Origin of the sequence: Nocardiopsis quinghaiensis (genome assembly GCF_008638365.1) — a bacterium.
In the GTDB taxonomy this organism is placed as follows: domain Bacteria; phylum Actinomycetota; class Actinomycetes; order Streptosporangiales; family Streptosporangiaceae; genus Nocardiopsis; species Nocardiopsis quinghaiensis.
Genome location: NZ_VWVU01000023.1, coordinates 1 through 18,053, shown reverse-complemented (window position 1 = coordinate 18,053; position 18,053 = coordinate 1). Strand labels below are relative to the sequence as shown.

19 protein-coding genes are annotated in these 18,053 nt (G+C 71.1%); 13 read left to right on the top strand and 6 right to left on the bottom strand.

Going from position 1 to position 18,053, the window contains the following annotated elements:
• The first annotated feature begins 24 nt into the window (after nt 1-24).
• A complete protein-coding gene (gene gndA, locus FYX01_RS21010) occupies nt 25-1,458 on the top strand; it encodes an NADP-dependent phosphogluconate dehydrogenase (RefSeq protein ID WP_150244033.1) in 1,434 nt (477 codons plus the stop codon).
• A gap of 273 nt (nt 1,459-1,731) precedes the next feature.
• Here the strand turns inward: gndA and FYX01_RS21005 are convergent, their stop codons facing one another.
• Nucleotides 1,732-2,298, bottom strand: coding sequence for a type I-E CRISPR-associated protein Cas6/Cse3/CasE (locus FYX01_RS21005; RefSeq protein WP_150244031.1), 567 nt, complete (start codon nt 2,296-2,298; stop codon nt 1,732-1,734).
• Nucleotides 2,299-2,478: 180 nt separating this feature from the next.
• On the bottom strand, nt 2,479-2,706 hold the full coding sequence (locus FYX01_RS21000) for a hypothetical protein (protein ID WP_150244029.1): 228 nt from the start codon (nt 2,704-2,706) through the stop codon (nt 2,479-2,481).
• A gap of 395 nt (nt 2,707-3,101) precedes the next feature.
• Between FYX01_RS21000 and FYX01_RS20995 the strand changes: the two genes are divergently transcribed.
• The gene (locus tag FYX01_RS20995; protein ID WP_150244027.1) at nt 3,102-4,109 is read left to right on the top strand and encodes a glycoside hydrolase family 11 protein; all 1,008 of its coding nucleotides are present in this window, start codon (nt 3,102-3,104) and stop codon (nt 4,107-4,109) included.
• A gap of 260 nt (nt 4,110-4,369) precedes the next feature.
• Here the strand turns inward: FYX01_RS20995 and argG are convergent, their stop codons facing one another.
• Complete coding sequence (gene argG, locus FYX01_RS20990; protein WP_150244026.1) at nt 4,370-5,827, bottom strand: argininosuccinate synthase; 1,458 nt, start codon at nt 5,825-5,827, stop codon at nt 4,370-4,372.
• Nucleotides 5,828-5,957: 130 nt separating this feature from the next.
• A complete protein-coding gene (locus FYX01_RS20985; protein ID WP_150244023.1) occupies nt 5,958-6,725 on the bottom strand; it encodes an enoyl-CoA hydratase/isomerase family protein in 768 nt (255 codons plus the stop codon).
• Between the two features lie 156 nt (nt 6,726-6,881).
• Here FYX01_RS20985 and FYX01_RS20980 point away from each other — a divergent pair, with 156 nt between their 5' ends.
• The 8 genes from FYX01_RS20980 (at nt 6,882) to FYX01_RS20945 (ending at nt 14,716) form a co-directional block, all read left to right on the top strand.
• Nucleotides 6,882-7,226: a UBP-type zinc finger domain-containing protein gene (locus tag FYX01_RS20980; protein WP_150244021.1), complete on the top strand. Its 345-nt coding sequence runs from the start codon at nt 6,882-6,884 to the stop codon at nt 7,224-7,226.
• Between the two features lie 274 nt (nt 7,227-7,500).
• Nucleotides 7,501-8,709, top strand: a complete 1,209-nt coding sequence (locus tag FYX01_RS20975) for a cation:proton antiporter domain-containing protein (RefSeq protein WP_150244019.1) — start codon at nt 7,501-7,503, stop codon at nt 8,707-8,709.
• Nucleotides 8,710-9,017: 308 nt separating this feature from the next.
• Nucleotides 9,018-9,623, top strand: a complete 606-nt coding sequence (locus FYX01_RS20970) for a hypothetical protein (RefSeq protein WP_223830575.1) — start codon at nt 9,018-9,020, stop codon at nt 9,621-9,623.
• Between the two features lie 11 nt (nt 9,624-9,634).
• Complete coding sequence (locus tag FYX01_RS20965) at nt 9,635-10,087, top strand: phage holin family protein (protein ID WP_150244017.1); 453 nt, start codon at nt 9,635-9,637, stop codon at nt 10,085-10,087.
• Nucleotides 10,063-10,638, top strand: a complete 576-nt coding sequence (locus FYX01_RS20960) for a DUF3618 domain-containing protein (RefSeq protein ID WP_150244015.1) — start codon at nt 10,063-10,065, stop codon at nt 10,636-10,638. Before FYX01_RS20965 ends, FYX01_RS20960 begins: the two co-directional genes overlap by 25 nt.
• Nucleotides 10,639-10,783: 145 nt before the next feature.
• A complete protein-coding gene (locus FYX01_RS20955; RefSeq protein WP_150244013.1) occupies nt 10,784-11,800 on the top strand; it encodes a YihY/virulence factor BrkB family protein in 1,017 nt (338 codons plus the stop codon).
• Nucleotides 11,801-12,421: 621 nt separating this feature from the next.
• Nucleotides 12,422-14,065 carry a glycoside hydrolase family 10-like protein gene (locus FYX01_RS20950; protein WP_150244011.1) on the top strand — a complete coding sequence of 548 codons (1,644 nt, stop codon included), beginning with the start codon at nt 12,422-12,424 and terminating at the stop codon, nt 14,063-14,065.
• A gap of 297 nt (nt 14,066-14,362) precedes the next feature.
• Nucleotides 14,363-14,716, top strand: a complete 354-nt coding sequence (locus FYX01_RS20945; RefSeq protein WP_150244009.1) for an MFS transporter — start codon at nt 14,363-14,365, stop codon at nt 14,714-14,716.
• Here the strand turns inward: FYX01_RS20945 and FYX01_RS20940 are convergent.
• Nucleotides 14,626-15,090: a WYL domain-containing protein gene (locus FYX01_RS20940; RefSeq protein WP_317846079.1), complete on the bottom strand. Its 465-nt coding sequence runs from the start codon at nt 15,088-15,090 to the stop codon at nt 14,626-14,628. The two genes, FYX01_RS20945 and FYX01_RS20940, sit on opposite strands and share 91 nt — an antisense overlap.
• Before the next feature lie 169 nt (nt 15,091-15,259).
• On the opposite strand from FYX01_RS20940, the gene FYX01_RS20935 reads away from it, so the two are divergent.
• Complete coding sequence (locus FYX01_RS20935; protein ID WP_150244007.1) at nt 15,260-15,613, top strand: hypothetical protein; 354 nt, start codon at nt 15,260-15,262, stop codon at nt 15,611-15,613.
• A 414-nt stretch (nt 15,614-16,027) separates the two neighbouring features.
• Here the strand turns inward: FYX01_RS20935 and FYX01_RS20930 are convergent, their stop codons facing one another.
• Nucleotides 16,028-16,702, bottom strand: coding sequence for a lytic polysaccharide monooxygenase auxiliary activity family 9 protein (locus FYX01_RS20930; RefSeq protein ID WP_150244005.1), 675 nt, complete (start codon nt 16,700-16,702; stop codon nt 16,028-16,030).
• Nucleotides 16,703-16,935: 233 nt separating this feature from the next.
• Between FYX01_RS20930 and FYX01_RS26290 the strand changes: the two genes are divergently transcribed.
• Complete coding sequence (locus FYX01_RS26290) at nt 16,936-17,091, top strand: hypothetical protein (RefSeq protein ID WP_190394419.1); 156 nt, start codon at nt 16,936-16,938, stop codon at nt 17,089-17,091.
• Nucleotides 17,092-17,475: 384 nt separating this feature from the next.
• On the top strand, nt 17,476-18,053 hold a 578-nt coding region (locus FYX01_RS20925; RefSeq protein WP_190394418.1), incomplete at its 3' end, for a cellulose-binding domain-containing protein.

Here is an 18,053-nt window from a genome sequence, read left to right as displayed (position 1 = left end):
AAACCGACATCCGAGGAGCACGCAATGTCAGCACGAGCACAGATCGGGGTCACCGGCCTGGCGGTCATGGGCCGCAACCTCGCGCGGAACTTCGCGCGGCACGGGTACACGGTCGCGGTGCACAACCGCTCCTTCGCCCGGGTCCGGTCGCTGGTGGCGGAACACGGCGACGAGGGCGACTTCGTCCTCTCGGAGTCGATGGCGGACTTCGTCGCGTCGCTGGAGCGCCCCCGCAAGGTCGTGGTCATGGTCAAGGCCGGCGCCGCCACCGACGCCGTGATCGACGAGCTGATCCCGCTCCTGGAGGACGGCGACATCATCGTCGACGCCGGGAACGCGCACTTCCCGGACACGATCCGGCGGGAGGAGGCGCTCCGTGGCCACGGCCTGCACTTCGTCGGAACCGGCGTGTCCGGCGGCGAGGAGGGCGCGCTCAACGGGCCGTCGATCATGCCGGGCGGCACCCGCGAGTCGTACGAGTCCCTGGGCCCGATCCTGGAGGAGATCTCCGCGAAGGTCGACGGCGCCCCGTGCTGCACGTACGTGGGGCCCAACGGCGCCGGACACTTCGTCAAGATGGTGCACAACGGCATCGAGTACGCCGACATGCAGCTCATCGCCGAGGCGTACGACCTGCTGCGGCAGGGCCTGGACGCCTCCGCCGCGGAGATCGGCGAGATCTTCGCCGCGTGGAACCGCGGGGACCTGGAGTCCTTCCTCATCGAGATCACCGCTGACGTGCTGCGGCACGTCGACGCGGCGACCGGCCAGGCGTTCGTCGACGTCGTGCTGGACCAGGCCGAGCAGAAGGGCACCGGCCGCTGGACCGTGCGGAACGGACTGGACCTGGGTGTGCCGATCACCGGCATCGCGGAGGCCACGTTCGCCCGCGCGCTGTCCGGCTCGGTGCCGCAGCGCACGGCCGGGGCCAGTCTGCCCGCGCACACCCGGGAGTGGGACGTCCAGGACCGGGAGGCGTTCGTCGAGGACGTGCGCCTGGCGCTGTACGCGTCCAAGGTCGTGGCGTACTCGCAGGGCTTCGACCAGATCGCCGCGGCCTCGGCGGAGAACGGCTGGGACATCGACCGCGGCGCCATGGCCCGCATCTGGCGGGGCGGCTGCATCATCCGTGCCCGGTTCCTGAACCGGATCACCGAGGCGTACGAGCGTGACGCCGGGCTGCCGCTGCTGCTCGCCGACCCGTACTTCACCGAGGCTGTGGCGGGCGGGCTGGCGTCGTGGCGCCGCGTCGTCGCGGGCGCGGCGGGCAGCGGCGTGCCCGCGCCGGCGTTCTCGTCGTCGCTCGCCTACTACGACGGCGTGCGGGCACAGCGGCTGCCCGCGGCGCTGGTGCAGGCACAGCGCGACTTCTTCGGCGCGCACACCTACAAGAGGGTGGATCGTGACGGCACGTTCCACACGGACTGGTCCGGGGACCGCGCGGAGGCCGAGGTGTGAGGGGGCTCCCCGGGGCCCGGGTGCGGCCAGCGGTCTGGGCGGCGCCGGGGCGGCCCGCTCACAGGAAATCCCCGGATGAGTGCGCCCAGGGGGTCGTCGACCGGGCGCTTCCCCCAGTCCAGCGGTCCGGGGATCCGGGGGCCGCGAGCCCCGGGGGCGCGCGCTCCCGGGGCTCGCGGGCCCGGGCGACGCCGTCCGGGGCAGGCTTCGAGGTCACCTCGCACCCGGCTTCGGGACCATCCTCTTCCTCACCGGGCCGGGCCCGCCCCCGACCTACTGCGGGGCCATCGAACTGACGAGGAGCAGGCCGGCTCCCGTGGCCGTGCCCGCGCCGATCCCGTTCAGGCACAGTTCCTGGAGCGCCTCGCTGTCCTGCACCACGGCCTCCCCGGTGAAGTGGTACCGGGCGGGCCTGCCGCCCAGGTGCTTCCACCTCACCGAGGTGGTGCTCAACGCACCCGCGAACTTGCCGTCCAACCAGTCCTCGAACTCCTCCTCCGGAAGAGGGACCCGCTTGCCGCGCGGACGCGGCCCCTCCTCGGCGGGCTCCGTCCCGCGCTGTGCGGTGGGCGCCGTGATGAGTTCCCAGCGGACGGTCTCGCCCTCGGCGTGCCGCGGCATCGGGTGGATCGCGGCGGAGGTCGCGCCGGGGATCTTGCCCCAGGCGGGGGCGGTGTCGGAGCTGACCACCAGCGTGCCTGGTGAGGTGCGCGCCCACAGCACACGGGCGTCGGACCCGGGATCGGGATCGACCGCTCTGCGTACGGCCCGCCCCATGACCGCCCACTGGTCCATGCCGGCGCTGCGCTTGGGATCGAGTTTGATACGGGCCAGGTACAAGGAGTTCTCCTCCGGGGCGTCTCCGCCTGAGCGGGGCTGTGTTCGGTCACGGGCGGTCGAGGGTTCGCTCCGCCCGAGGTGGAGTTCTCACTGTACGAAGCGCCGGCCCCTGGTCAGCCCGCCGGTGGCCCCTGGCCCCTCCCGCTTCCTGGACGAGGACCGCCTCCCGGGGCGCCTCGCTCAGCCTTCGGCGGCGGGGACCTCGTCCATCGTCACCAGGACCTTCCCGCGTACTCCGCCGCCCTCCTCCAGCTGGCGGCAGGACTCCAGGCCGGTTCCGACGATGTCGAGGGTGACGTCAAGCGGCCCGGGCCCCGGAACCGGTCGTACGTGGTCGAACGCCTCGTCAGCGCCCGTGTCTGGGACCCGGGCGGGGCCTCGCGCTCCGGCCAGGCCGGTGGTGCCCACGGCCGGGAGCGCCCCCGCCTCCGCCTCCCTCGCCCCCCTTCGGCACGACCGGTTCCGGCACGTGTGCCGCGCGGTGTCGGGTAACGCGCGCACGGTCCGCCCACCGGCTCCGCAACCGGTGACCACCACTCGATCGCCGACTTTGCGTATGTCTTGACCAGGCACAACGCCTTCCCAGGGAATCCACGGACAAGAATTCGTCCGGAATCTTCCGGAAATCATTGACAACCCCAAGGAGTCGGACCGACACTGTCAATATTGGCGAACCTCACCCACGGTCAGCCATGGTCACCCAAAGCGACCTGCCTCCGGTCGGTAGCGGCACACCGGCCGACCGCCCCCACCGGGTCGCGTCACACCTCCTACCCCCAGCCCCCCACGAGGAGGAAGCACCCATGAACAAATCCCCCACCCGGCCGAAAGGCCGCAGACGCGGCCGCACCAGGTCGGCCATCACCCGTTTCTGCGCCATCGCGGCAGCGCTGGTGATGGCCGTGGCGATGGTGCCGGGCACCGCCGCCGCGGCCGTCACCTCCAACGAGACCGGCAACAACAACGGCTACTTCTACTCGTTCTGGACCGACAGCCCCGGGTCGGTCTCCATGGAACTGGGCTCTGGCGGCAACTACAGCACCTCATGGAGCAACACCGGGAACTTCGTCGCCGGTAAGGGATGGGCCACCGGTGGCCGCAGGACCGTGAACTACTCCGGCAGCTTCAACCCGTCCGGCAACTCGTACCTGACCCTCTACGGATGGACGAGAAGCCCGCTCGTGGAGTACTACATCGTCGACAACTGGGGAAGTTACCGGCCCACCGGAACGCACATGGGCACGGTCACCAGCGACGGCGGCACGTACGACATCTACAAGACGCGGCGCACCAACGCCCCCTCCATCGAGGGCACCCAGAGCTTCGACCAGTACTGGAGCGTCCGGCAGTCGAGGAGGACGGGCGGGACCATCACCGCCGGCAACCACTTCGACGCATGGGCCCGTGCCGGAATGAACCTGGGCAACCATGACTACATGATCATGGCGACGGAGGGATACCAGAGCAGCGGCAACTCCAACATCACGCTGGGCTCCTCCGGCGGCGGCGGCGGTGGCGGCGGCGGTGGCGGTGGCGGTGGCGGTGGCGGCTGCACCGCGACCCTGTCCGCCGGTGAGCAGTGGAACGACCGGTACAACCTCAACGTCTCGGTCAGCGGTTCGAGCGACTGGACCGTGACGATGAACGTGCCGTCCCCGGCGAAGATCAGCGCCACGTGGAACATCGACGCCAACTGGCCCAGCGCCCAGGTGCTGACCGCAAGGCCCAACGGCAACGGCAACAACTGGGGTGTGACGATCGACCACAACGACAACTGGACCTGGCCGACGGTCTCCTGCAGCGCGAACTGACCCCTGAACACCCGAAACACCGCACCTGTGGCGCGGCGGCCCCGGCCGTCGCGCCACGCTGCTTCCGGCTGGTGGCCGGCGCGGGTCGAGGAGGTCGGGCCGCGGCCAGGAGGCCGGTGTCCCACACGTCCCAGCTCAGGGGCGGCGAGCCGCCCCAGGCGGTCCCGCTGCGGGCGTTCGGGGTACGCCCCCGTACACAACGCGGTCCGCCCCGCCCGGGGGTCTCCGGGCGGGGCGGACCGCGAACCGCAAGCCGTGTCTCAGTCGTTGCCGGAGTCGATGGCGGCGTGGTCGAGCAGACCCAGGCCGTCGTCCTCGGAGCCCGGGCCGCGGGAGGCGATCGCCTCGGCGCCGCCCTCGGGCATCGCGCCGATCAGCCCGGTCGAGGCCGCCTGGGCCGCGCCGATCGACGCCGGGGTGGAACCGTCGCCGACCATACCGAGCCTGGCGTACTCCTCCAGCTTGGCGCGGGAGTCGGCGATGTCGAGGTTGCGCATGGTCAGCTGGCCGATGCGGTCGATCGGCCCGAACGCGGCGTCCTCCGTCCGCTCCATGGACAGCTTGTCCGGGTGGTAGCTGAACGCCGGCCCGGTCGTGTCCAGGATCGAGTAGTCCTCACCACGCCGAAGGCGCAGGGTCACCTCGCCGGTGATCGCCATGCCCACCCAGCGCTGCAGCGACTCGCGCAGCATCAGGCCCTGCGGCTCCAGCCAGCGGCCCTCGTACATGAGCCTGCCGAGGCGCCGTCCCTCGCTGTGGTAGGCGGCGATGGTGTCCTCGTTGTGGACCGCGTTGACCAGTCGCTCGTAGGCCGCGTGCAGGAGCGCCATACCCGGCGCCTCGTAAATGCCCCGGCTCTTGGCCTCGATGACACGGTTCTCGATCTGGTCGGACATCCCCAGGCCGTGGCGGCCACCGATGGTGTTGGCCTCCAGCACCAGGTCGACGGCGGAGGGGAAGCTCTTGCCGTTGATGGTCACCGGCCGCCCCCGCTCGAAGCCGACCGTGACGTCCTCGGCGGGGATCTCCACCTCGGGGTCCCAGAAGCGCACGCCCATGATGGGGTCGACGATCTCGATGCCGGTGTCGAGGTGTTCGAGGGCCTTGGCCTCGTGCGTCGCGCCCCAGATGTTGGCGTCGGTGGAGTAGGCCTTCTCCGCGCTGTCCCGGTAGGGCAGGTCGCGTTCGGTCAGCCACTCGGACATCTCCTTGCGGCCACCGAGCTCGTTGACGAAGTCGGCGTCCAGCCAGGGCTTGTAGATGCGCAGGGAGGGGTTGGCGAGCAGACCGTAGCGGTAGAACCGCTCGATGTCGTTGCCCTTGAAGGTGGAGCCGTCACCCCAGATCTGCACGCCGTCCTCGAGCATCGCACGCACCAGAAGGGTGCCCGTGACGGCCCGCCCGAGAGGGGTGGTGTTGAAGTAGGCGCGGCCACCGGACCGGATGTGGAACGCCCCGCAGGCCAGGGCCGCGAGTCCCTCCTCCACCAGGGCCGCACGAGCGTCGACGAGCCGGGCGACCTCCGCGCCGTAGTCGTTGGCGCGGCCGGGCACCGAGGCGATGTCGGATTCGTCGTACTGGCCGATGTCGGCGGTGTAGGTGCACGGGATCGCGCCCTTCTCGCGCATCCACGCGACCGCCACGGAGGTGTCGAGACCCCCGGAGAAGGCGATCCCGACACGTTCACCGACTGGCAGAGAGGTGAGCACCTTAGACATGGAAATAAGTATGCATGCAGATGAATGATAATTCAAATCGGCGGTGAGCAGGGGCTTCCCACACCTCCCGCGGCACCGACCGGTCCCGTTCGAGAAGGCGGACGCGGCCGCGTCCGAGGAGACGGCCCGTCTACTCCCCGGTGAAGGTGGGTGCGGTGCGATCGATGGAGGCGGTGATCCCGGCCTCGTTGTCCTTGGTGCCGAGCAGCCGGGCCTGTTCGACGATCTCCCGTTCCAGGGCGGCGGGCAGCGCGGCGAGCAGGTCGGCGCGGAGCGTGGACTTCATCGAGCGCACCGCCAGCGGGGCGGAGGCGGCCATGCGGTGGGCGTGTTCCACCGCCGCCCGCCGGACGGCGCCCTCCTCCACCAACAGGTCGGCCAGGCCGATGACGTGGGCCTCGGTGCCGGTCACCCGGCGGGCGGTGTAGAGCATGTCGGCGGCCTTCTGCCGACCGACGATCCCGGGCAGGGACACGCTCAGGCCGAATCCCTGGTGCAGGCCCAGGAGCCCGAAGTTGGCGTGGAAGCGGGTGGAGGGCGCGGCCACCCGGAAGTCCGCCGCGCAGGCCAGCCCCAGGCCGCCGCCCACCGCCGTTCCCTGGACGGCGGCGACCACGGGCACCGGGAGGGAGAACAGGCGCAGTCCCTCACCGTAGATGGCGCTGAGGTTGCGGGCCGGGTCGTCGCCGACCCCGCCCGCCGCGAAGTCCACTCCGGCGCAGAAGTTCCTGCCCTCCGAGCACAGCACGAGGGCACGGCAGTCACCGGAGTCGGCCAACTCCTCGGCGGCGTCGGCGAGTTCCCTGAGGACGCCGTGGTCGAAGTGGTTGTTGGGCGGCCGGTGGATCTCCAGGACGCCGACGTGCCCGTCGACACGGACGGACAGTTCCTCGCTCATGGGACGCCTTCCAGGTTCGTTCGGCAGTGGCCGGCGACGAGGTTATCGGTCCGTCTTCCCTCCCGGACGACCGCACCCGGGTGCCTCCCCCGCCGAACCTCGCGGACACGGAGCGTTGTCCGAGCCCGGTGGGGCCCGGATGAGTAACGTGACGCCATGAGCGACGAGATCGACACGACCGTCCCGCCCAGCGGCCCCGGATGCCAGGAGTGCCTCGCGGACGGCGGCTGGTGGGTGCACCTGCGCCGGTGCGCGACCTGCGGGCACGTGGGCTGCTGCGACAGCTCGCCCCAGCAGCACGCCACCCGCCACTACCGGGACACCGGGCATCCGCTCGTCCGGAGCTTCGAGCCGGGAGAGTCCTGGTTCTTCGACTTCCGCTCCCGGAAGACGGGCCGGGGCCCGGACCTGGCGCCGCCGACCTCACGCCCGCAGGACCAGCCGGTGCCCGCGCCGGCCGACCGCGTCCCGGCCGACTGGAGGGAACGCGTCCACCGGTGAAGAGGCGGGACACGCCCGTTCGGGCCGCCCCGCCAGCCGTCTGCCCGCGCCCCTCGAACAGAGTTCAGGCCCTCCCAGGACGGGGCCGCCTCCTCCCGTACGCGCTCCGTCGACCACCTCCACCGCGCCGACCGGAGGTAGCCACGACACCGGTTTCCCACCTCCCGGTCCGGTGCGCGGGACAAGGGAGCCCGCGATGGTTACCCTGCTGCGGCGGACGCGGTGCCGCACGCCCCCATCCGAACGAACGCGAGGCAGCGGAGGAGAATCCCGCATGAACTCCCTTCACGTGGCGTACGCGGCCATCGGCGCGCTCAGTGTGCTCCTCGCACTGTTCAGCAACCGGATCCGGGAACTGCCCCTGAGCGGGCCGCTGTTCTCCCTGCTGCTCGGCGTGGCCCTCGGGCCCTACGCACTCGATCTGTTCCCCCTCTCCACCGAGACGCGGGACTCCCTCCTCCTGGAGGGAACCCGTGTCCTGCTGGCCGCCTCGGTCATGACCGCGGCGCTGCGGTTCCCGGTGACCTCGATCCGCGGGCTGCTGCCCCAGTTCGCGCTGCTGCTGTGCGTCGTCATGCCGCTGGCGGCGGTCGTGACCGGTACCGCGGCGCTGATGCTCGGACTGCCGGTGGCCCTGGCGGCACTGGTCGGCGCCTGTCTGTGCCCCACGGACCCCGTGCTCGCCGCGTCGGTGGTGACCGGGGAGCCGGCCGAGCGCAACCTGCCCGCGCGTGTGCGGCAGCTCCTCACCGGGGAGAGCGGTGCCAACGACGGGCTCGCCCTGCTCCTGGTCGGAACCGCGGTGGCCGCCGTGCTGCCGCTCACCGGCCCCGGCGACGCGGTGGGGCGCCTGCTGCTGGAGGTGGTGGGGGGCGTGGCCTTGGGCACGGTCCTGGGAGCGGCCGCGGGCAAGGCGATGGAGGCGGCCACCCGTCGGCGGGAACTGGAGGAGGGGCCCTCGCTCGTCTTCACACTGCTGATCGCCGTCACCGCGCTCGGCGCGGCGCGGTTGATCGGGGTGGGCGGGGTGCTCGCCGTCTTCGTCACGGGACTGGCCTACAACTGGACGGTCCGCAGGGGGGAGCGCGGCCCGCAGGAGAACATCGACGAGGCGGTCAACCGCTACCTGGCCCTGCCCGTGTTCGTCCTGCTGGGCACGGTCCTTCCGTGGGACGAGTGGATCGGCTTCGGACTGGCCGCGCCCGCCTTCGTGCTCGCCGTCCTGCTGCTGCGCCGCCCGCCCCTGGTGATGGCCTTCACCCGGCCGTTGGGGCTGCGACCGCGCGGTGCCGCCTTCACCGGGTGGTTCGGGCCGATGGGTGTCAGCGCGCTCTTCTACGCGGCGCACTCCGCCCACGAGGGCGTGCACGACCCGCGCCTGTTCGCCGCCGTCAGCCTGGCCGTCACGGCCAGCGTGGTCGCGCACGGCGTCACCTCGTCGCCCTTCCGCCGGCTGTACGCCCGTTCCCCCGACCAGGGCTGACAGGACGCCCCGCTCGAAGACCCGGTCGGCCGGTCCGTCCGCCGGGCGGCGTTCATCCGCTCCGGCCCCCGGTCGTCGGTGCGCGTCTTCGCCACGGGAGAGGAGAGGCCGTTCCGTCCCCGGTGCCACTCTCCGCCGCGTTCCTCCTGGCGGCACAGCGAATTGTTCACGACACACCGAATTTCTCATGCATGGCCGGACGGACCCGGGGTAGTCGCGATCACAACCGAGTAACGGCCCGACTCCAAGGAGGCTTGGTGATGCACTCGCAAGAGGGAACAGGCGGGCTCGGAAACAAGGGTGACCGCATGGCCGAGACCGCTCGCGGTACGGCGAGCGAGGTCGCGTCCACGGCCGGAGAGCAGGCGCGATCCCTCACCGACGAAGCCCGGTCGGAGGCCAAACACGTCGCGGACGACGTCCAGACCCGGCTCCGTGAGGAGACCCGGGAGCAGACCCGGCGGACTTCGCAGAACCTGCGCCAGTGGTCCGAGGAACTGTCGTCCATGGCGGACCAGGGAAACCCGCAGTCCCCGGTGAGCAGCGTCGTGCACCAGGTCGCGCAGGGCGGCCAGGGGGCCGCCGACTTCCTGGAAGAGCGAGGCGTGGAGGGCCTGCTGGACGAGACCAGGAGTTTCGCGCAGCGCAGGCCGATGGCCTTCCTCGCCGGTGCCGCACTGGCCGGGTTCGCGGTCGGACGCGTCCTCAAGGCGTCCTCCTCCGCCACCGGTCAGTCGAACGAGAGCGGACGGCCCGAGGCGATCTCCTCCGGTGAGCGGGCGGGAGCGCCGATGCCACGGCAGAGCGAGAGCGGTGCCGGTGACTCGGTCCCGCCGTTCCAGCAGTCCGCCGCGTCCAGGGAGGATCCCGGGCAGCCGCCCGTGGACCCGGGCACGCCGGGGCGGACCCTCTGAAGGGAGCTGACATGGCAACGATTCCCGGCCCGTCCCCGAGCAACAGGGGCGAGACGGACCCGTCCCCGCGCAGGGATGAGGCAGGAGAGGACCGGTCGCTCTCCGAGCTCTTCGGTGAGGTGACCGGCGATCTGCAGACGCTGTTCCGGCAGGAGATCGCGCTGGCCAAGGCGGAGGTCCGCGAGGAGGCGAGCAAGGCGGGCAAGGCCACGGGCCTGCTCGGTGGAGCCGCGGTGGCCGCCTACCTGGCGGTGCTGCTGGCCAGCCTCGCGCTCATGTTCGGTCTGGCCGAGCTCATCGGCCTGGGCTGGGCGGCACTGGTCGTGGCGGTGCTGTGGGCGATCGTCGGCACCGCCCTGTTCGTCGTGGGCCGCAACCGGATGCGCGAGGTCTCGCCCAAACCGGAACGCACCGTCGAGACGCTCAAGGAGGACGCGCAATGGGCGAAACACCCGACCAGATAAGGCAGGACATCGAGCGGACCCGCTCCGAGCTGACCCATGACACCGACCGCCTGGCCCACCAGGCCGACCCGCGCAACATCGTGGAGCGGCGTACCCGGCAGGTCCGGCACAGGGCCCAGCACCTGAAGGACCGGGTCATGGGATCGACTCCCTCGTCCAAGGAGGTGTCCGGGGAGATGCGACACACCGCCCACCAGGCGACCGACATGGCGAGGTCCGTGCCGGAGCGGACCGCGCACCAGACTCAGGGCAACCCGGTCGCCGCAGGACTGATCGCCTTCGGGGCCGGCCTCCTGGCGGCTTCGGTCATCTCCGAGAGCCGTACGGAGCAGCGCGCGGCGCAGCGGGTGGGCGAGCGCGCCGGCCCGGTGATCGAACCGGCCAGGCAGGCCATGACGGAATCCGCCGAGCACGTGAAGGAGCAGGCGACGGAGTCCGCGCGGTCCGCTGGGGAGCACCTGAAGGGCAGCGCCTCGGAGGCCGCGCAGACGACCGGCGAGCACGCCCAGCACAAGGCGAGGTCCGCGGCCGAAGAGATGCGCGGTTCCTAGCGACTCCGCCGGAGCGCGAAGGTCCGTGTCCGGTCGGCACCGCCGGCGCACCGACGGCGGTGCCGACACGGGCGGGACGGGGAGCCGCCGCTCCGCGCCCGGCCCGGGGCCGGACCGGCGGGGCGAGTGAGAGAAGGAGCAGTCGATGGCCGAACGCCACTCTCCGGATTCGGGCGACAGCCCCACCCCACGGGAGGAGGCCCGGACACCGACCGACATGTCGGCGTCCTCGTGGGGGGCGTCACTGCGCCGAACCTTCAGCGAGTTCGGTGACGACGGCCTGAGCGACCTCGCCGCCGGTCTCACCTACTACGCGATCCTGTCCATCTTCCCCGCGATCCTGGTCCTGGTGTCCCTGCTCGGCCTGGCCGGACCCGAGGCTACGCAGACCCTGACCCAGAACATCTCCGATGCCATGCCCGAACAGGTGGGCGACATCGTGACGACGGCCATCGGGACCCTGCAGGGCAACCGGGCCGCGGCCGGCGTGTTCGGTGTGCTCAGCCTGCTCGTCGCGCTGTGGTCGGCCTCCGGCTACCTCGCGGCCTTCATGCGTGCCTCCAACGTCGTCTACGACGTTCCCGAGGGGCGGCCGATCTGGAAGACGCTGCCGATCCGGGTCGGCGTCACCCTGCTGATGGTCGTCCTGTTGACCGTGACGGTGGTGGCCGTCACCGTGACGGGCACCGTCGCGGAGTGGGTCGGCAGCCTGCTGGGCCTCGGACCGACCGTGGTGACGGTGTGGAGCATCGCGAAGTGGCCGGTGGTGCTGCTCATCGTGGTGTTCATGATCGCGCTTCTGTACTGGGCATCGCCCAACGCCAAGCGCGGGTTCCGCTGGCTCAGTCCGGGCAGTGTGCTGGCGGTCGTGCTCTGGCTGCTCGCCTCGGCCGCCTTCGCCGTCTACGTCGCCAACTTCGCCTCCTACAGCAGGACCTACGGCAGCATGGCGACGGTGGTCATCTTCCTCGTGTGGTTGTGGATCAGCAATATCGCGATCCTGCTCGGCGAGGAGTTCAACTCCGAGCTCGAACGCGGACGAGCCATCTCCTCGGGGCAGCCCGAGGACGAGGAGCCCTACGTGGAGCTGCGCGACCAGCCCAAGAACAAGAAGAAGCACGGGCGGTCCAAGGCGAGGCACGGGGAACAGCAGCGGGAATGAGGGCACCGGCCGGGTCGGAGCCCGCCCCGGCACGTGGCGTCGGCCGGTCCCTCCCCGAACGCGGGGGCGGACCGGCCGACGCGCGCCGCGCCGGTCACCGCGCGCCCGGGCCACCACTCCACCGGAAGGCCGCGCGGGCCGCCGGTGACCGTCCGGCCCCGCCCCGTCCGCCGGGGCACGTCCGATCCGCCCCGGGGCCGGACGCCACCGGAGCCGCGGATCAGCCGATCGCGTTGAGGAGCAGCAGGAGCAGGATCGTCAGCGCGACCGAGACCACGAGGGACAGGAAACAGCCGAGCCGGTTGCTGAAGAAGACGAACATGGTGTCTGGTGCTCCCTACCTCGTCGGGGCCCCGGGGGCCGAGCACGGTTCGCCGAACCCCTACCCGTTCCCGGTCCCCCGACAGCGGCCCTGACCGCTTCCCGGCGCGGAAACGCAATGACTTGGAGTCCCACACGGCACATCCTCACCAACCTGGCGTAGGAGCCTTGCATCTGCCCGTCACATCGTGAAGGTTTTCTTCTGGAGCCGAACCGGGCGCGGAGCGCGGTGACGTACCGACGCGCCTCCCGTCCGGCTCGACGTCCCCGTCAGTGCGACAGAAGCCGGAAGGAACCACGTTGGTGTACCCGAACCGGAGCCGTTCCGCGCCCCGAGCCGCCGGGACCGGGGCCTCGATCTCCCGCACCGGTGCCCTGTGTGGCGCCTTCGCCGCGGTGCTCACCGCAACTCTGGTCCACGCGTCGGCCCCGGTGGCCGTGGTGGCAGCCGAGACCGCCGACAGCGGTTCCGAACCGTGCCAGACCGATCCCCAGGCCCCGCCCAAGAGACAGATGCGCGCCGAGTGGATCGCCTCGGTGGTCAACATCGACTGGCCCAGCGAGCAGGGCCTGACGCCCGAGGAACAGCGGGCCGAGCTGACCGAGCTCTACGACCAGGCCGGGGCCGACGGTCTCAACGCCGTGTTCGTGCAGATCCGACCGACCGCCGACGCGTTCTGGCCGTCCCCGTACGAGCCCTGGTCGGAGTGGATCACCGGCGAGCAGGGCGCGGACCCCGGATACGACCCCCTGGAGTTCGCCGTCGAGGAGGCCCACGCGCGCAACCTGGAGTTCCACGGCTGGTTCAACCCCTACCGGGTGGCCATGCACGAGGATCCCGGGCGGCTGGTCCGGGACCACCCCGCCAGGCTGAACCCGGACTGGGTGTTCCCCTACGGCGGCAAGCTCTACTACGACCCGGGGATCCCCGAGGTCCGCGAGTTCGTGATCGGGGCGATGATGCACGCGGTCGAGAACTACGACCTGGACGGGGTGCACTTCGACGACTACTTCTACCCCTACCCGGTGTCCGGTGAGGCGATCCCGGACCGTGGCACCTTCGCCGAGCACGGCCGGGGGTTCGCCGACGTCGAGGACTGGCGGCGCGACAACGTCGACCGCCTGGTGGCGGAGATGGACGAGGCGGTGCACGCGGCCAAGCCGCACGTGAAGTTCGGTATCAGCCCGTTCGGTATCTGGCGCAACGCCTCCAGCGACCCGGCGGGTTCCGACACCAGCGGCTTCGAGTCCTACAGCGGCATCTACGCCGACAGCCGCACGTGGGTGCGGCGGGGGTGGGTCGACTACATCAACCCGCAGGTCTACTGGGAGATCGGCCTGTCCGTGGCCGACTACGCGGTACTGGTTCCGTGGTGGGAGCGGGTCACCGAGGGGACCGGCGTGCACCTCTACATCGGTCAGGCCGCCTACAAGTCCGGCGACACGGGCGCCTGGTCCGACCCGCGGGAACTCGCCCGGCACCTGGAGTTCAACCGGTCCCATCCGGGCGTGGACGGAGACGTCTACTTCAGCGCCAAGTCGCTGCGCACCAACGCCCGGTCCGCCATGGACGTCGTGGTCGAGCGGCACTACGCCCAGCCCGCCCTGGTCCCGGTCAAGGAGGACCTCGGGGGCTCGGCCCCGGAGCCGCCCGAGGTCGGCGGCGCCGAGCGGGGCGACGGCGTCCGGCTGACCATCCGTCCCGGCCGGGGGCGTGCGCCCGCCTACTACGCGGTCTACGCCTTCGACGGCACGCCGCACCGGGGCGACGCCCCGTGCGGGATCGAGGACCCGCGCACGATGGTCGGGACCGTGCGCGCCGCCGAGGACGGCGAGACGGTCTTCACCGCGCCCGGCGGAGACGGTGAACGCACCTACTACGTGACCGCCCTGGACCGGCTGCACCACGAGAGCCGGCCGAGCAGCCCGAGGTACGTGCCCTGACGTCCTGAGGCGGGCGCGCACTCCGACAACGGCCGTGGGGCCCGGTGACCGCCGGGCCCCACGCGTCGCGTACGTCCCCGCCACCTCGGGAAGGCGGACCCCGGGGCCCTCACCGGATGGTCTTGCTCCCAGTGGCGCTCTCGACCGCCGACAGTGCCGCTGGGAGCAAGGTCATCGCTGTCGAGCGCCTGGCCTCGGCGGCCATCCGCCGGATCCGGGCCACACCCGGTCGTCTGCCGTTCCTTCCCGTATCTGCCGCCCCCTCCCGCCGCACTGCGCCGGGCCGCCCTCCTCGTGGTGAGCGGTCCCGCGCTGGCCACCGCCCTCGTCGGCGGTCTGCTGCCCGTGGCAGCGGCCGTGGTCGGCTGCGTACTCATGGGGGTGGGCATGGGGATCACCTACCCGCGGATCACGGCGTCGGTGCTGACGCTCTCGCCGAGGAACCGGCAGGGCGCCCACAGCTCCGCGCTCCAGGTGTCGGAGTCCCTGGGCGCCTCGGTGCTGATGGCCGCCACCGGAGCCGTGCTCACGGCCTCGGCCGCGAACGGGTACCTGAACGCCTACACCGCCGTCACCGGGGTGGCGCCGCTGGCTCTCGCCCTCACCCCGGCCCCGCGACCGGAGACCGGGAGCGGCCCGCCCGGGTCCTGAACGAGCGGCCCGGGCGTGCCACGTCCGGACCCGTCCACGGAACGGTGGAGCCTGTCGGCGAGCCACGCGTGGGAGTCCACACGGGCCGTGTAGCGCGCCCGGTCGGGACCGACCGCTTCGAGGTCGCCGTCGGTCCGCGCGATCCGCGCGGCCACCTCCTCGGCCGACGCGGCGAACAGGACCGACACCGTGTGCCGGACCTCCGTACCGTGAGAACCCCGCTCCAGGTGGTCGACGAGGTGCTCCGCGGGCGGTTCCCTGCGGGGGAAGGGCGCCCGGGTCGGGGTGACCGCGGTGATCCGGTCCAGACGGAAGGTCCGCCGGTCGTCGCGCTCGCGGTCCCAGGCGAACAGGTACCAGCGCCGCCCGGCCAGGGTGGCCGCGGAGGTCGCCGCGTACCTCGCCCGCTGATCAGTAGAGGCCCCTGGGGGTTGGCACAGGAGGTCCGTTCCGACCCAACCTGATCACGCTGCGCACCTGCCCCTTACCGAGGGTTTATCCGGAGGGGGTAGAAAGGGGGCAACCTATGGAGTGAGTTGAGCGATGTTCGACGACGTGATCGACTGGTTCAGGGGCCTCTTCGGCGGAGCCGCCGAGGACGCGACCCAGGGGATGTCCGACACCCTGGGCGCGGGGGCGGGCGCCGCGCAGGAGGCGACGCAGACCTTCAGCGAGGGTGCCATGGGCGCCGCCGAGAACGCGCAGGGCTTCGGCGAGGAGGCCGTCGGCGGCGTCGCGGAGAGTGCCCAGGCCTACGGTGAGGACGCCGTCGGCGGGGTCACCGAGAGCGTGGAGGGCTTCCAGGAGCAGGCCGACACCGTGAGCGGTGTCGTGGAGGACCCGGGCGGCGCCGCCACCGACGCGGCGCGGGACCACCTCTTCGGCGGCAACGCCTGACGGACCCGTACCCTCCCGGTCTTCGAACGCGAGGGCCCCACCTCCCACCCGGTTCACGGACCCGGCCGGGCGGAGTGCCGCCCCGCCGGTCTCCCCGCTCGGCGCTCCGGACCACGTCCGTGCCCACGGCGGGGTACAGCCGCCGCGTCCTGGCGGTGTTGCGCTGCATGGGCGCCGGGGGCACCGGATTCGGACCCACGTGTCCTCCCCGGGCCCGGCGGGGCTTCTGTGCGGTGGGGACACACGGGCGGTTCCGGTCGGCGGTTCCCGCGGCCGACCGCCGGCGGTGGAAGGCCGCGCGGCGGGGAGCGGTCCCCGCCGCGCGGTCGCGGCTGGGGCCCGCCGGGAACGGGGATCCCGACGGGCCCTGCCCGGTGGAGGATTCCGGACAGCCGGTAGGGGTGGTCGGACGGATCAGGTGAAGTTCACGTCACTGCACAGGTAGTAGACCTGGTCCATGTGGGACGCCTGCCAGATCGTGAACACGACGTGGTGACCGGAGCGGCCCGAGGTGCTGACGGGGATGTAGTTGTCCGCCACGGGCGGGTAGGACCCGGTCTGCTCCACCAGTTCGAGGTCGTTCCAGCCCAGTGCCTGGGTGGCCGGGTTGAAGCCCTGCTTGGTGACGTAGACCTGGAAGTAGTCCGCACCGTGCTGGGCGCCGTCGTGCAGGTGGAGGGTGAAGTTGTCACCGACGTCGGTGGTCTTCCAGGGGCCGACCGCGTCCATCGAGTTGTAGCGGCCCCCCTCGGTGTTGCCACCGCTGCACAGGGTGCCGTTGGGGATCTGGCCCTGGTGGTCACCGCCCACGTTGTTGCGGTACAGGCCGTTCCAGTTCCACATGGCGTTGGGGTTGTCCTGCCATGCCTGCCAGCACATGGGGTCTTCCTGGGCCATGTCCTGGTTCAGGTGGTCGTCGCCCCAACGCTCCCAGCAGCCGTAGTTGCGGCTGGCGGGGTCGACGATCGATCCGTGGGCGGCGGCGGGAGCCGCCATCGTGGTCAGGCTCAGCAGGGGCACGGCGGCCAGGACGAACGCGCGGGTGATCCAGCTGCGGTTTCGGGTGCTCTGACTGGTCTTGTTCTTCATTGCGATCTCCGTCTTTCTCGGCTTGGTCAGCCGATCGACGGGGAGCGCTCCCACGCCAGACATTACCCAACGGAGCCGAGCCGAAACAGAACGCTGAAGAATTCGTGACGACGCCCCGGTACGCGTCGCTATCGTGCTGGTACCCACCCGGCCGCGCCATCAGGAAGCACACCGATGGACGGCACCGCCGCGGTCACGACCACCTGTTGGGCCGGGTGGAAAGCGTGCACCGGTTGGCCGACCTGGGTGGAGCCGCCCCGGGCGCCGTGGCGGGAGGGCTCGTCGCCGAGTACGTGGGCCTGCTGGTCCCGTTCTGGGGCACGACCGCCTCGGTGGGTCTGCTCACCGTGGTCACCCGGCGACCAATCGTTACTACTGAACGGTTGTAAACCAGGCCGCCACCTGCGAATTCATTCAAAGGGAACGGTGTACCAGAAATACCCAAGTCATATGGTATTTACATATCACCATTGGCGGGCTACCGTTCAGGAAAGCGTTTCGGTCCCGTAACCCGGAGTCACGGAACCCGGCAACGCTTCGCACAACACCTTGTCCACATCTGTCTCCTATATCCCGCTCACCTTCGACTGGGAGCGCTCCCACCCCCCCAGTCCCCTTTCACTCGGTTTTATCCCCGGATCTAAGGCACGTGAATGCCCCGCTCACCTCCATAAACACACGGAGTTTCCGTTCACCCGTCTGTCGGGCTCGTGGCCCTGGCACCTTCCGAACGCTCCTTCTGGCGAGCCCCCCTTCCACAAGGAAAGCAAGAGATGAGCACACCCCCCCGTGGCGCGAACCTACGTTCGTGGACACGACGCGGCTTGGCCGCGACATCCGCCCTGGTGCTCGGCACCAGTCTCGCGGCCATCACCTCCTCACCCGCCGGTGCGGCTGCTGGTTGTGAGGTCGACTACCAGGTCAACGACTGGGGATCGGGCTTCACAGCGGCCGTGAGCATCACCAACCTCGGCGACGCGGTCGACGGCTGGACCCTGGAATGGGACTACGCCGGTAATCAACAGGTCACCAACTCCTGGAACGGCACGGTCTCCCAGTCCGGGCAGAGCGTGACGGCCACCGACGCCGGCTACAACGCCGCCCTCGCCACCAACGCCAGCACGGAGTTCGGCTTCCAGGCCACCTACTCCGGAAGCAACCCCGCCCCCACCGAGTTCACCCTCAACGGTGTGGCCTGCACCGGCGACACCGACCCCGGTGACCCGGGCGACCCCGGTGACCCGGGCGACCCGGGTGACCCGGGCGATCCGGGTGATCCGGGTGAGCGGGTGGACAACCCGTACGTGGGCGCCGACGTCTACGTCAACCCGATCTGGTCGGCCAACGCCGC